General features: G+C 60.7%; 14 protein-coding genes. 6 read left to right on the top strand and 8 right to left on the bottom strand.

What is annotated here, in order from left to right:
* Nucleotides 1-12: 12 nt before the first annotated feature.
* From ACFVVC_RS03840 to ACFVVC_RS03805, 8 genes are all read right to left on the bottom strand, one after another.
* On the bottom strand, nt 13-1,095 hold the full coding sequence (locus ACFVVC_RS03840) for an ArdC-like ssDNA-binding domain-containing protein (RefSeq protein ID WP_387449422.1): 1,083 nt from the start codon (nt 1,093-1,095) through the stop codon (nt 13-15).
* A 161-nt stretch (nt 1,096-1,256) separates the two neighbouring features.
* A complete protein-coding gene (locus ACFVVC_RS03835; protein WP_387449419.1) occupies nt 1,257-1,769 on the bottom strand; it encodes a hypothetical protein in 513 nt (170 codons plus the stop codon).
* Nucleotides 1,756-3,300 (bottom strand): type IV secretory system conjugative DNA transfer family protein, encoded by a 1,545-nt coding sequence (locus tag ACFVVC_RS03830; protein ID WP_387449416.1) that lies wholly within the window; start codon nt 3,298-3,300, stop codon nt 1,756-1,758. Before ACFVVC_RS03830 ends, ACFVVC_RS03835 begins: the two co-directional genes overlap by 14 nt.
* A 275-nt stretch (nt 3,301-3,575) precedes the next feature.
* Nucleotides 3,576-5,021 (bottom strand): ATP-binding protein, encoded by a 1,446-nt coding sequence (locus tag ACFVVC_RS03825; RefSeq protein WP_387449413.1) that lies wholly within the window; start codon nt 5,019-5,021, stop codon nt 3,576-3,578.
* The gene (locus ACFVVC_RS03820) at nt 5,018-6,511 is read right to left on the bottom strand and encodes an SCO6880 family protein (protein ID WP_387449411.1); all 1,494 of its coding nucleotides are present in this window, start codon (nt 6,509-6,511) and stop codon (nt 5,018-5,020) included. The genes ACFVVC_RS03825 and ACFVVC_RS03820 overlap by 4 nt, the downstream gene beginning before the upstream one ends.
* Nucleotides 6,504-7,868, bottom strand: a complete 1,365-nt coding sequence (locus ACFVVC_RS03815; protein ID WP_387449409.1) for a type IV secretion system protein — start codon at nt 7,866-7,868, stop codon at nt 6,504-6,506. Before ACFVVC_RS03815 ends, ACFVVC_RS03820 begins: the two co-directional genes overlap by 8 nt.
* A gap of 3 nt (nt 7,869-7,871) precedes the next feature.
* The gene (locus tag ACFVVC_RS03810) at nt 7,872-8,159 is read right to left on the bottom strand and encodes a hypothetical protein (RefSeq protein WP_056393728.1); all 288 of its coding nucleotides are present in this window, start codon (nt 8,157-8,159) and stop codon (nt 7,872-7,874) included.
* 40 nt (nt 8,160-8,199) lie between these two features.
* Nucleotides 8,200-8,511 (bottom strand): hypothetical protein, encoded by a 312-nt coding sequence (locus tag ACFVVC_RS03805; RefSeq protein WP_387449405.1) that lies wholly within the window; start codon nt 8,509-8,511, stop codon nt 8,200-8,202.
* Between the two features lie 215 nt (nt 8,512-8,726).
* Between ACFVVC_RS03805 and ACFVVC_RS03800 the strand changes: the two genes are divergently transcribed.
* The 6 genes from ACFVVC_RS03800 (at nt 8,727) to ACFVVC_RS03775 (ending at nt 12,872) form a co-directional block, all read left to right on the top strand.
* Nucleotides 8,727-9,254 carry a hypothetical protein gene (locus ACFVVC_RS03800; RefSeq protein WP_387449403.1) on the top strand — a complete coding sequence of 176 codons (528 nt, stop codon included), beginning with the start codon at nt 8,727-8,729 and terminating at the stop codon, nt 9,252-9,254.
* Nucleotides 9,255-9,257: 3 nt separating this feature from the next.
* Nucleotides 9,258-9,785 carry a hypothetical protein gene (locus ACFVVC_RS03795; protein WP_387449400.1) on the top strand — a complete coding sequence of 176 codons (528 nt, stop codon included), beginning with the start codon at nt 9,258-9,260 and terminating at the stop codon, nt 9,783-9,785.
* A 779-nt stretch (nt 9,786-10,564) separates the two neighbouring features.
* Entirely contained in the window at nt 10,565-11,047 is a 483-nt protein-coding gene (locus ACFVVC_RS03790) for a hypothetical protein (RefSeq protein ID WP_387449397.1), read from the top strand.
* A 10-nt stretch (nt 11,048-11,057) separates the two neighbouring features.
* The gene (locus tag ACFVVC_RS03785) at nt 11,058-11,708 is read left to right on the top strand and encodes a hypothetical protein (RefSeq protein WP_387449395.1); all 651 of its coding nucleotides are present in this window, start codon (nt 11,058-11,060) and stop codon (nt 11,706-11,708) included.
* Nucleotides 11,709-11,747: 39 nt separating this feature from the next.
* Nucleotides 11,748-12,245, top strand: a complete 498-nt coding sequence (locus tag ACFVVC_RS03780) for a hypothetical protein (RefSeq protein ID WP_387449392.1) — start codon at nt 11,748-11,750, stop codon at nt 12,243-12,245.
* 3 nt (nt 12,246-12,248) lie between these two features.
* A complete protein-coding gene (locus ACFVVC_RS03775; protein WP_387449389.1) occupies nt 12,249-12,872 on the top strand; it encodes a hypothetical protein in 624 nt (207 codons plus the stop codon).
* Nucleotides 12,873-13,115 lie beyond the last annotated feature (243 nt).

Here is a 13,115-nt window from a genome sequence, read left to right as displayed (position 1 = left end):
CTCTTGGATCGCTTACGGACCCGATATTTCCAAGCCACGGGATGGCCCGCCTGGTAGCTGCGGGCCAACGTACGGATCCTGGCCTTGCACTCGCGGTGAGACGTCGACGGCGGGGACTTTCCCACCGAAGCCTGGAGGATCCGTGACTTCGAGGATGTCCTTGCCTGCCGCCGTAACGCGGCCCAAGACTGACTTCGCGATGTCCACCCTCAAAGCGGGCTGTTTCGGGGAACCGTCCCGCGCACGCGCTGAGTGTTCCGCTTCAATGACTGCGTCAGCCCAGCCCGAAAGGTAGCTTGCCGATTGCGGACCGCGGTCAATCCCATGGGCCTTCAGCACCGTGTATGCGACTGACTCCGCCTCGACTTCAGCAAGGCCGCGGTGGTCCATGCTGCTCCCGTACAGCCTTCCTACTTTGTCGTCGGGCCCGTGAAGCAAAACATGGCCGAGCTCATGCGCCAGCACGGCGACACGTTCCTCCGCGTTGAGCCAGCCGCCCACCTGCACTTGCCGCTGAGAGAAGTCGGTGAAACCGCTCGTGAGGCCAAACTGCGCGTCCGTGATGTGGATCGAGAATCCGTGCGCGCGAGCAACCTGAGTCAGGGGCTCCCACAGCTGCGGCGCATCCGCGGACGAAGCCGGTCCGGGCTTGGGAACCAGGAACGGAGTGCCCTGAGTTTGCGAGACATCGAAGACGGCTTGCCCGCGCCAACCCGTGATGAGGGTCTTCTTCCCCTCGTCGATTGCGCCCTTGGGAAGCTTGTCGCCCAGCGGAATGCGCTGGTGTGTACCGTCGGGCAGGAGCATCTGCTGCACACGGGCAGTCCGTGGTGCAATTACCCACAGCGCATGCTCGCCCTTAAGCACAGTGCGTCCGTGGCGTTCCCACTCCTTGTAACCCGCGACGAGAGTCGGCTCATCAGTCCCGCGCTGCGCCATCTGCATCATCAGCAAGGCGACGTTGCCACCGGAGTACCGCCACAGATTGGCTGATGCATCGAGCAGAACCTGCCATTGTGAAGGTGACTCGACAGCCTCCACCAGGATCGAGTGCAGCCCGTCCATCAGTGCGGCGATCCGCTCCTCGGGCGCCAAGCGGCGAGCGCCCTGCCCGGCTACTGGGGAACTCGAGTCGGGCAGGTTGCTGGGAGGAACTTCAGGTATAGCGGCCACGACAGCCACCCTTCATGCTTCTTGGACCGCAGCGTTGCTGCGCAGACACCCGTTCATGGTTGAGCGCTGCAGGAGCGGCATGACTAGAAGTCGGCGACCAGCTGATGGGCAGCCTTGCGCCACTCAACTAAGGCAGGATCGTCGTTCGCCAGGATTCGGGGCGCGGGCTCCTTGTGCGCCTGCAGCCCCACGCATCCGGCAGTCCTGGTGTGCATCCGCAGGCGTTCGACGGCGTGCGGGAGCCTTTCGTGAAATGCCAGCGGGCCAAAGCCCCGGTCATCCTGGGTGTAGGAGGCGAGCTCCGCGCGGTGCAGCGCGTACAGCTCAGCCACAATCTCGGGGTGACGCCACCAGCAATCCGGAACAACCGAAGTCGTCAGTTGGTAAGTAGCCACCAGCCACCGCACCCAAGCGAATAGGGCACCCCAGACTTCCTGGGACTGTTCGGGCGTCATGTCCCGCCACCGGCGCGTCACGCTCTTGTGGGCGGCAGCTCCACCAAAGGCGGATCGAAATAGCTGCGCGGTGATTTCATCGTCCCCAAAGGAGCCGGCGGACGGGATATCGAACTCCTCGGTCTCGTCATGGCTGCGCATCGGGCGCTCCTTCCGCCTTCTGCTGACGCTCCCTGTGCCCGTCGGCCAAGACGCGCTCCATCTCCGCTTTCAGGCGGCGCAACTCCCCGGCGTCCTTCCGCTTATGCCACCCCAGCAGGTCCAGCAGGATGGGCCGCGTGCGCCGGCCCAGCATGAGCGCCGTGCCAGCGGGCAGGCGCCGGATCTCGTCCAGAGCGATCACCGGACTTTCGCGTATTTGCTCCCCGTCCTGCCTGCCTGCAGAAGACCAAGACCGGGTGGTCAGGGTGAGGCTACGCTCCCCCAGCAACCCGGCTAGCGAGCGCAGGTCGCGTTCGTCCGATCCGCCGCCGAAGATGACTTTGATGATGGCCGAGTCCCAGATGGTCGATGCCTCGTCGATTGACCACCCTGAACGGGCCTGGGACAACGACTGCAAGACGACGAGCGTCGAGATCCCGATGCCGCCGCCGTCGGACAATGCCACAGGAAGCCCGGGCCAAGGGGCGAGATTCGCGATCTCGTCCAGGATCAAGGAAAGCGGCGGTTCCAGCCGCCCGCCGGGTGACACGAAGGCCATCTCCCGGGCCGCGTTGTCGATGTCATCGATCAGCGCCGAAAGGTATGGCCCCGCAGCCGCGGCTCCCGCCCGGGTGCCGATGAGATACAGCGTTCCCCGTTCCCGAATGAATGCTTTCGGCTCGAATTCCTCAGACTCATCCTGCGGATTCAGCGCAGCCAATACCTTGGGCGATGACAGCGGTGCCACCGCCGCCGAAACACCGATCCAAGAGTTCGATGTATTCCGCGGATCGTCCTCCAGGATGCCCATCAGGTCGGCCTGCCAACCCAGCGCGGCACCAGGCTGGCCCAGCACCTCAAGCGCTTCCCGCGCCAGGACTGGACTGGAAGACCAGCGTCGGAATGCCGCCACTCCCTCACCGCACAGCGCCGCAGCGTGAAGCAGACATTGAAGGACTATCAGCGAGCGCTTCTGCCACGCCGCGTTCTCACCCTTCATCTCGGTGTCCGCGGTAATGACCAACGCCCGCCGGGTCGCGATATCCGGATCTTCACATCCACGCACAGGCGACCAGCGAAGCGACGTCGGTATCCCCGACATGCCCTGAGGGTCGAAGACGGTCACGGGACGCCCATCCGAGGCCCGGGCCTTCATCGTCACCACCAGGTTGTCCGCCCGAGTGGATGTCGTGACGACGGCACCTGGTGCATCCAGAATGGCGTTGATGACCACGTATAAGCCCTTGCCGGACCGTGGCGCACCCTGGATCACCATCGACTCCTCCGTGGAGACATGAACGGTGACACCGCGGGAACGCCCCAGGGTCCACGACACGTCCTGCACTGAAGGATTCACAAGTCCGGGACGCGTGAACTTGCCCCGCTTACGCACTGCCCTTGCCCCGAAGTCGTGGAGGATTTCGGCCCGGCGGGCAACGCCGTCGCGGTTCAGGATATCCTGACGCAGCCACCCGCCTGATTGCTTCCAACGCCGCCAGGCAATAACGGCGCCAGCGGCGAGCGCGCCCACCAGGAGCAGTACAGGCGCAAGAAGCCACCAAACAGCATCAGTGCCGATTAGACAACCGGGGCTCGACACCACTATCCAGTCCATCCGGTTGGCCAGAAGTCCGACTGCGGCGCCCGGGTTGAAGGGCGACGGCGGCGTGGTGCCGCAGCGCCAAGAGGCAACCAGGTGGCCGGCAGCTTGAACTACCGCGCATAGGCAGACATAGGCCGCCGCCCCAACCAGGCCAGCGGTCACTAGTGGATTGTCGCTTGCAGCCCTTGAGCTGCCTGGCCGCCTCACAGCATCCTGTCATCAGTGCCGAATACGGCCAGCTCGTCAGTTGTCACGCGGTTGGCGACAATGAAGGAGCGGTTTCCGACTTTCCAGAGCCCGACGCCCTTGGGAAGGTTCTCGACGTGCTCGCACTCAGCTTCGGTCAGGCCGAGAGCTTCCTTGGTCAGGCGCATCGCGTCGTGCTTCTGGCGGTAGATGATCCGTGTATCAGCCTCCGTCAGCAGACCCAAGGCCTTCTGCCGGTGCCCACTGGTGCTGTCGCCGATCTCGTTCAAGTCAGCCACCTTGTGCATGATCAACAGGTTCGCGATCCCGTACGTTCGGGCCAGCCGCCACTGCTCGCTCATCTTCGCCAACATGTACGGATCGGCGAGCATCCGCCACCCCTCGTCGTACACCACGAGCCGCTTCCCGCCGTCGGGATTTGTGATGGCCGCCTCCAGCCAAGTGGCCCCGCAGGCCGCCGCCAGCGAAAGCGCCTGCTCCGAGGCCCCGATCAGGGCGGATGTGTCCATCACCATCATGGACGCGTCGGCATCGAAGGCTACGGTGGACGGCGCATCGAACATGCCTTCGAGGTCGCCGGACACGGTGCGCCTCAGGGAGTGACTGACGGCCGTCCCGCCCTCCGCGCCGACCAGTGCGATCATCTCCTTGGATGGCTTCAGCAGGTGGTCCAGCACCATGGGCAGGGTCGGGTTCGAATTCTCCGACATGGTCTCCATCAGGGCGATGTCCAAGGCCGTATGTTCCACCGGGCGCAGGGGCGTGCCCTGCCGCATGAGGGAGACCAGCGCCACGAGGAGATAGCGACGGCGTTGCCGCACCACTGCCTGCCACTGCGCCTCGGTGAGGGCGGTGGGGCGGGGACCGGCGTCGAGCGGATTGACCCGGGCGGGACGGCCGGGCCCGACGGAGATAACCTTGCCACCAACAGCTTTGGCGACGGCAACCCACTCACCCTTTGGATCGGAGGCGACAGCTGCCTTCCGCCCCAAGGTGATAGACCGCGTAACCAGCGACTTGCCGCACATCGACTTGCCGGTACCGACGGTCCCGATGACGACGATGGACGGGCCGCTGATGATGCCCTTGTCGTAGAGGATCCAAGGGTCATAGGAGAAGGCACCGGAGCCGAAGACGTCGGTGCCGATGTACGTTCCTTCGTGGCCCAGGCCGGACTCGGTGAGGAAGGGGTAAGCAGCGGCGAAGGTCAGGGTGGAGGCGCGGTGCGGGGCAGGACGCAGCCGGTGTGGTCCCCGCAGGGAGTTCTTCTCCTTGCTGCCCCAGTCTCCGGCGAGGTGCAGGTCCCCGAGATCGATCCGTTTGTCGGCGGGCGCCGCGTTCGTCCCGGTCGCCGCGGATGGCGACGTCCGCCGTCGTGCTTTCTCTTCCCTCCGCTTCTTCCCGGACGGAAGGTACTCGAAGCTCGTCGTTGCCCGTTTCACCGCAAGCCCCTTCCGAACGGCAGCCCGCCCGCGACAAACGCGGCCCATTGCTGACCGTAGAGAAGGCGCAACTCGACGAACGCTCCAGCGGCAGCGGACTCCAGTTCCTGGCGGTGCCGTGCGAGGTCCTCCAATGAGGTTGCAGTGACAGTGATGTACGCGGCCGGGCGCACGTCACCGTGGCCGGCGACAATCTCTTCCTCCCGCTGGAACACTTCTTCTTCCTCGGCTTTTTGCTCGCGAGTGAGTGGCCTGTCGAAGCGTGCATTGATGCGGCGGCGGGTCTCATGCGCTTCCTGCGCGGAACGGATGTCGCGCAGCGCCTCAGCCGTTGGAACCGCCCGGATGACTTCCGTGAAGGTGTGGCGGAACTCGCCGACGTAGATCAGGGGATGCAGAAATCCGGGAAAGACTTTCTGCCGCGGCCATTCGGCGACCCAGAAAGTCTGGTGGAACCCGCTGTCGGTGCGCAGGTAGGTCCAGTGTTCCTCCACGGCCATGGGACCATGGCCATGGAGGTGGTCTGTCTTTTTGCTTTGTGGGAGGTCCGACGGCGGCCCTGCCGCCACCGCCGTCTTGGCCGAGGGCACAGCAGCGGGGTCGAAGGCGCCACGGATGACGCCGAGCAATCCTGGTTCGCCGATCCACTCCTCCACTTTCACGTTGTGTGTCCCCAGCGATGTCTTCATTGCCTCAACCTCCAGGCGGAGGACGCGCTCCATGCCGGTGAGCCCACCGCCCGACTCTTTGATGCGGCGTCGAGACTTGCTCGTGTCCAGGACGATCGCCACCAGCAGCTCATGGCTCATGGTCGACCCGGCGGCACCCAGTAAGTCCTCATAGGCGCGTTGTCCCCAAGTTGCCTTCGTGTCCTGAGACTGCTGCGCGTTGTCGCGGTAGAAGTCCCAGAGCGCAGACGACGGGTACGGCACGGTGTAATCCTGAACAGAAATCCGGGCTACTCCGGGCCGTTGTGCCATGCCAGCTTGAACTCGTGACCATGCTTGGACAGCCCAGGCCTTGTCGTCCGAGTCGAGGAGGGCAAAGGACCGGGTACTGCAGCGCAGGACGGCGACCGCTTCCCTACCGTGTCGGTCAACGATGAAGCATTCGCCATTGGCCGTTGTCCGGATTTCGAGGTTGCCCAGCCCGCCGGGGAGAGCGAGCCTTCCGGCAAGTTGGGGCGCAGCCGGCCTGACGAGGAAACGCGTTTGCCCTGCAGCTGCCCGGTAGAAGTACAGAGCGATTTGTTTTGCCCAAACCGGGTAAGGGATGCGGGAGTACTGAAGGAGCCCGAGCAGCATAAGGCCGAGCCACATAGGGCCGGAGGTGAACAGGCCAGCCGGACCGCTGGTCGCCGATGCGACGATGGCGACCGCGCCTCCCCCGGCAACGATCAGCAGCTGGTACCACTTGAGCCCGAGGAAGAATCCCCGGCGTTCGTACCTGGGAAACTTCACGGACTCAAGGGCGCGTACGTCTTCAGACATGCGGATTGCCTCCGTTCGGAGGGTCGATTCTTGGTGGATGTGGTTTCGGTGGCTGGATTCGCGATGGGCCAGTTGCGCTCGCGTTCGGATGCGCTCGCGGTTCTGCTTCTCCTGATGGTGCATGCGGAGCAGGTGCTGGGGCTGCGCCTGTGTGTCTCGGCGGGACCGTGGGTACGAAGCCCGGTGGTTCTTGTCCTTGCAGGGCGTTTGGGGCCATAGTCGAGGATCCCGAGTTCAGGGCCAACTGGCCGCCGCCACGTCCGCCTGCGCCGCCAGAGCGGGCAGGCGCCAGAACTTGTGTCGGGATGACGTTGCGGCTTGAGCTGATTGGCCGGGTCATCGCCGAGCGACTAATCATGCTCGCGAGCGTGAACCGTCCGCCGGTTTGCCTGCTGATCTGCCGGGCCGCGATACTGCTGCTGCGGGACAGGACGTGCCCGCCTCCGGCAGTTTGTGCCGCAGCAGCCAGTTCCCCGCCGGCAAAGCTCACCAAGCGCGAGGCCATCAGAGGTGCGCCGCACGCGAGTGCCATGCCCACAGTACCGGCGGCCAAACCCGCAAAGGACTTGGACTCCGCAAAGAGCTTCACCGCCACGGCTAAGACTGTCGCGGCGAGTGGTTTTGCGATTACCAGGGCGACAACAACCTCGCACCAACGCCGTGCCCAGGATTTTGTCTTGTCCCAGGGAAGCAGCATGAGGGCAACAGGAGCGACGGCGGCCAAAACGACGAGAGCAAAAGACCGGAAGATCATCGAGCACATGAGGATGAAGGCGAGGATCCAGACGACAATGACTGCCATCACGGTCACCACGACGGCGCCGGGTGCGCCGCCGGTCGTTCCCGGCGCCAGTGAGACCAGGTTCCATTCCCGGGCTGCTCCTTCCGGTGCCCGTTCGAAGCCAAAGAGTCTCATGAACACCAGGTAAGGGTCAGAACCGATCGATTCGAGTAGAGCGGCGGCGGCTTGGTCGCTGGCTCGCGTCAGTTGCTGGACAAGATAGACGGCAGCGCCAACAAGGGGAATCGCCGCCGCTCCCCCGAGCATTGCGCGGCCTATGCGCCTCGGTTGCTGGCTCACCAGCCCTGACAGGACCTGCAGGATCATGACGACGACCAGCGGGGTCAGCATGACAATGACCCACCAGCTGGTTAGGCCTTCGACCGACAGCCACTGGGAGTCATCGACGTTCGATACGGCGAAGGCGCCGGTGATGAAGGCCCACAGCCAGGACGCCATGTTCTGAAGGATGTTGGCGAAGAGTGAGGTGACCGCACCAAGTGCATTGTCGTTCGCCTGCGAGACAAGCCCGCAACCGGGCGGCCACCATCCGTTGAGATCGCACTCAACAGGCATGAGTCAGAACCCTAGTGGGAACGCCGTCTGCGACCAGAGGATGTAGCCGTTGATGCCGCCGAGGATGGCGGCCACTGGTCCCGTCCAAAGCAGGATCACACCGCCACCGGAGGCGAGGCGTGAAGACTGGCTAAGTTTGCCGGCCAGCAGCATCGCGGCGCCGATGATGGCCACGATGGCAATGATGATAAAGGCGCCGACGAGAATGCCGCCGCCAATCTGTTTGAGCGATTCCAGGAAGGGAAAGCTCGCGTTTGGGGTGATCCCCGGGTCCACCGCTGCAAAATACATGGTGCTCCGTCCGTTTTGTTCCATGGAGTGAGCAATGAGCTCACGGGTTCATGGAGGTTGCGGGACGAAGCGACATGACTCCACCAGCGATCACCCTCATATGAATGGCAAAAGCACCAGAGGCACAATGACTCCAGACAAAGTTCAGAAGGGCTGGCGGGTCCTCATCACTCCATATCGGCGGGCTGAACGATTTTGCACCCGTATTGTCGGCGCCCTCACGGCTCACATCTACGGCCAATGCTTTTGAGGCATACGGAAATACTAGGTCTAGCTGCTCGATAATTTCTTTAAAGGTATAACCGGCGTTCCGTAGTTCTATTACTTTGTCGTGATTGAATAGCTTTATCATGTGGGCATTATGAGCCTCTAGTGGCATCCGACAATAGGCCCCCACAACGGCCATTTTTAGACTGAATGCCGACGGATTACGCGACGATGCACCTATATCGTGAACCGGGTAAAACTGGAGCGGCCGTCACGCTCAATCCGATGTTCGGGAATGCCCTCACTTGACACGGTGCCGTTGCCATGGCTGAGCATGTTCATCGTGCAAGACTGCTTGTCATGGATCAGGAGACGATACGGCTGCTGGTAACGGGCCTGCTGACGGCCAGCGCCGGTATCGGCGGCGCAGTCATAGCAGGCTTCTTCAACCGCAGGAACACGCATGCGGTCATCAGGGCGGGCGCTGATGCCGCAGAAGCTACGCGCAGGCACGAGAAATCCTTGGAACATACCCAGTGGCTCCGCGACCGCAAATTAGCCGCCTATACGACCTTGATGGCTCAGATGCAGGAACTGGACCTCCTTATTCAGGACACCCACAAATTCCCTGGATCCTCAGATACAATCCGGATACCGGAACTAGCGTCAAAACTCGGCAGCGATGAGCTTATGCTACTGGTGCCGAAGAAAGTAGACGCGGGAATCACGTCCCTGTTCCTCGGCGTAAGGGCAATGATCGCCGCCACCGAATCCTTCCCTGCAGGCGAAGAGCGGGAAGCAGCCTATGAAAAAGCAGCCGACGAATTCGCCACTAGGTTCGTAAAGCTCCGTTCCCTCATTCGTAAAGATTTGGGAGTTAAGGACTAAGGCATGGACTTCAACCCTGACACCTGGGGAACCGTCGCCGATTGGGTCGGAGGCCTGGGTACTACCGCTGCGTTCCTGGCGACCGCCTTGGTTATATACCGCGATGCCAAAGTACGGCGCTTGGCTCAGGCTCGGAAGGTGGTCTACACCTCAGAGCGCACGGACACCTTTTCGTTGGCCATGGTCGCCTTCCACGATGACGAGGATGAACCAGTTCCCTCAATCCGACGACACGTTATAAAGAATCTCAGCGATGAGCCGATTTACATGGCCTACTTCTACTACCAGGATCGTCACAAGCGCCCCCAGTTTCTTGCCAAGCAAAACATAGTCCTTCCTGGTGCGGAGTTCGTTTACGAAAGCGACGAGGCGCGGCTGCCCCTGGTTCTGTTCCGCGATAATTCGGGGGTCGGCTGGATTCGCACACTAGGTGGTTCTGTATACCCGGCAGGTGGGATATATAAGCTCAATCAAAGGCAGCTGGAGGATGTTTTGTTCGCTCAGTACATGCAAAGGCAATCAGTTCGGTGAAGTATCACTGGCTCCGTTCCCCCTCCTCTAGGGCGGTTAGCTTGGCGGTGACGGGATAGCGAGGTGCGGGGTCTACGCCAGCTATGGCCTTGCATCGGTCACGCATACTGTTCTTCAGGCCTTTGAACAGTGGGTCGACAGTGCGGTGAGCCGCCCCGCCGATTAGGCAGCTCGTCAATTACGCCGACCGCCCACGCTACGTCCCGCAGTTCAGCTTCCCTCCGGCCCTCAGTACGGGCGGCGGGGATGGCCCCCAGGTATTCCTTGCTGTTGAGGACTATTTTGTCACCAGGACGAAATTGTCGTTCAATCGTCGGTGATTTTTGGCCGATCTGCTTATAGCAATCTAGATTACCTCCCGTCAGCAACAACGCGTCGAATGCCAGGACGAACATGAAAGCGAGCGGGCCGAGCCAGCTTATTACTTCATTCCGCGGCAGAACGCCAGAAGGGAGAATTGAAATAGGAGTGTTTTAGACATTAGTATTGTGAGCTCTGTTTTCTTATATGCTTTATGAGTTATTATGCTTACGGGGTCAATACTAGTTATAAGTACCTGACAACAGCAGTTATGCACAGCAATTTGGATTTACCTGCGTTGAAGTGCTAATGCAATTGCATAACCCCGACCCAAACGTGCCTTGTTTTTGTCGGGGTTTGTTGTGTCTTACTTCGTCTTATAGTTTCGGTCGTATAGCCTTCAACTAAAGGTGCGCTGCTGGGGGAAGCTAGCTGGGCTCCTGACCCCAGCTACATCGCATCCGAAAGAAGTCCCGCCCATGTCCACCGAAACCACGCCAGACGCCAAGCCGTCCGGGAATCGCAACCTGCTCATCATCATCGGCTCCGCCATCGTCGTCCTCCTGGCGATCATCGCTGTTTCCGTCAGCTCACAAGCGATTCGAGCCGGCCAGGAGGCGGACGCCAAAGCCAGCGCTATCGCCGAGGAATCTAAGCTGGCAGCGATCGCGGCAGCCGGCGAGAAAGCTCTGGTTGACCAACGGACTGAAGAGGCCAAGGATGCCAATTACGTCTGCGAACAGCGTTTGTTGAAGAAGCATCCAACAGCCACGGTTCAGGCCGGCAAGACTAAGTCCACCTACAAGGCTTCGGACGGCAGCTTTGACACTGTGGGCGCGTACACTGACGCTCCGGCAGGTAACCCGATCCCAATGCAGTTCAAGTGCTCGTCAATCAAGGGCAGCGGCGCCAGTTGGACGGTATTCCTCAGCAATGACGGCCATGGTTCGACGATTCCTTAGTAGTGCGATATTGAGGACGATCAAGCGAAGCTACACACCGCCGCTGGTTCTCACGCTCATAAGCGTCGCTTTGCTGACCGTTGCAGCTCTCATCTGTCTCAACGCGCTCGGACCACACGGCGATCCTAAGCCGAGCGTTACGGACTGGATAAGTGCTGTGGGCCAGGCAGCCGGAGCCCTATTGACTGGTGGCGCAGTGATCTACGCGGCCCGCACGTACGACAAACAGCGACAGGACAAGCACGATGAGTTGGAAGATAGGCGCCAGGAAGAGGAGCGCAAGCGCAAAGAACAAACGGACAAAATCATCGTCCGAGTAGAGCGCGGCCTCCCGGATGGCAAAACTCTTGTGGATGTCAAAAACTCCACCAACTTGCCGATCTTCAAGATGAACCTGTATGCGATCAATGTTGATGGGCGGGTTATTGATGCACAGCCACTTTCTCAGGAAGTAGTCGTGGGTGACTATCCGGGCCACCAGTTTGAAAACTGGGCAAACGTCCACAGCGCCTATGCAGAGTTCACTGACAGTGCTGGAGTCGCTTGGATTCGCACGTCAAAAGGGACGCTGGTCGAGAAGGGGAAGGAGCCAGATGGCTTTGACCCAAGGGAGATGCCGAAACCTGGCGACCCCATGCATACATACATGGGTTGGTACTGACGTGGCCCTTCGATACCGCCTCAAGCAGAGTGACGAACTATGACAACTGAAGTAACTGACTGGATTAGCGCCGTCTCTGATGCGGCCGCCGCTGTCGGCACGGTGGGAGCCCTTTGGGTTGGAGCGATCACTCTCCGCCGGCAAGTGAATGACCAGCACCGGGCACAAGCGTCAGCAGTGACGGTATCGGTGCAAAAGACTAAGCAAAACGGTGAGATTTTAGAGTTCATGGTGCAAAATGACAGCCCGTTACCTATCTACGAGGTCATGCTCATTGCCAGCGACCGCGGCGATGATATTCACCAAGATTTTGTTGCCGCTATGCCTCCCCGAACCAGAACAAGTTTCCAGTTGAGGGAAACGTCCTACATGGGTTGCCGCGCAAAGTTTTACGATAGTTCCGGGAAACGCTGGGTTCGTCACTTCAATGGGCAGTTACGCGACATCACACCAAAGCGGACGAGCAGATTGGAATTGCTTTATATCGCCCTAAAAACCCATGATCCGGCTAGAAAGATCAAGCGGGGTATGAATTAGTTCATGAAACAAATTAGGAAACTGCGGAATTGGAAGCACTGGCCGGGGGTGCTGAGCAGTGCCGCGATCATACTGGGCATTGTTGCCGTGGTCATTTTCGTGTCAGGTCTCTTGCAAGGCCCAACGACTGCGGAACCGCCCAACGCGGCCGAGTGGTTGAGCGCGATATCGACGTTCTGGGGAGCGGTGGCGACTGCCATAGGTTCTTTGCTGACCGCGGGCGCTTTGCTGATTGCCGCTCTCAGCTACCGCAAGCAAGTAGCAGACAGACACAAAGCCCAAGCTGTGAGCGTGACCGTCGGGAGTCGCACTGAAGTGACTCCTGCTGTAAGCGCAAGAAGGGCCGTAAGTGGCTACTTCCCGACCAATGAGAAACACTTCTATTTTGTGCGCAATGACAGCCAACTACCCATATACCGGGTGGAGCTAAGGGTCGGCGAATCAGACGACTTGAAGAGTTCCACACGTGAAGTTCTGGCTCCTGGGGACGAAGAATCGTTTGAAGTGTCCTTCGCTCCATTTCCGGCTTATGCACGATTCACTGACAGCTCCGGGGTCACGTGGACGAGAGACAGCTCCGGTAAGCTGACCGAACTGTACGACGAGACTACCGTGCTGACATGGTGACTAGGCCGGGTGAAGGATAAACGCCTCGTAAATGATCCTGGAGCCAGTCTTGCTGCTCTGGTCAGGCACCACGATCGTGACACCTGAACGCTGACGTGGCCGGATTCGTAGGTGCGGACTAGCCGGTTCACCTGGTCGGTGACAAACTTGCCGGAATCGGCTTAGATGTACCCGATTTTTGCTGCCATTGCTGCTCTCCTTCTGCTGTAGTCAGTCGCTACGGTTTATGGCATCCAGCATCTG

It is taken from the genome of Pseudarthrobacter sp. NPDC058196 (genome assembly GCF_042882685.1).
In the GTDB taxonomy this organism is placed as follows: domain Bacteria; phylum Actinomycetota; class Actinomycetes; order Actinomycetales; family Micrococcaceae; genus Arthrobacter.
This window is presented reverse-complemented; position numbering and strand designations above follow the sequence as displayed.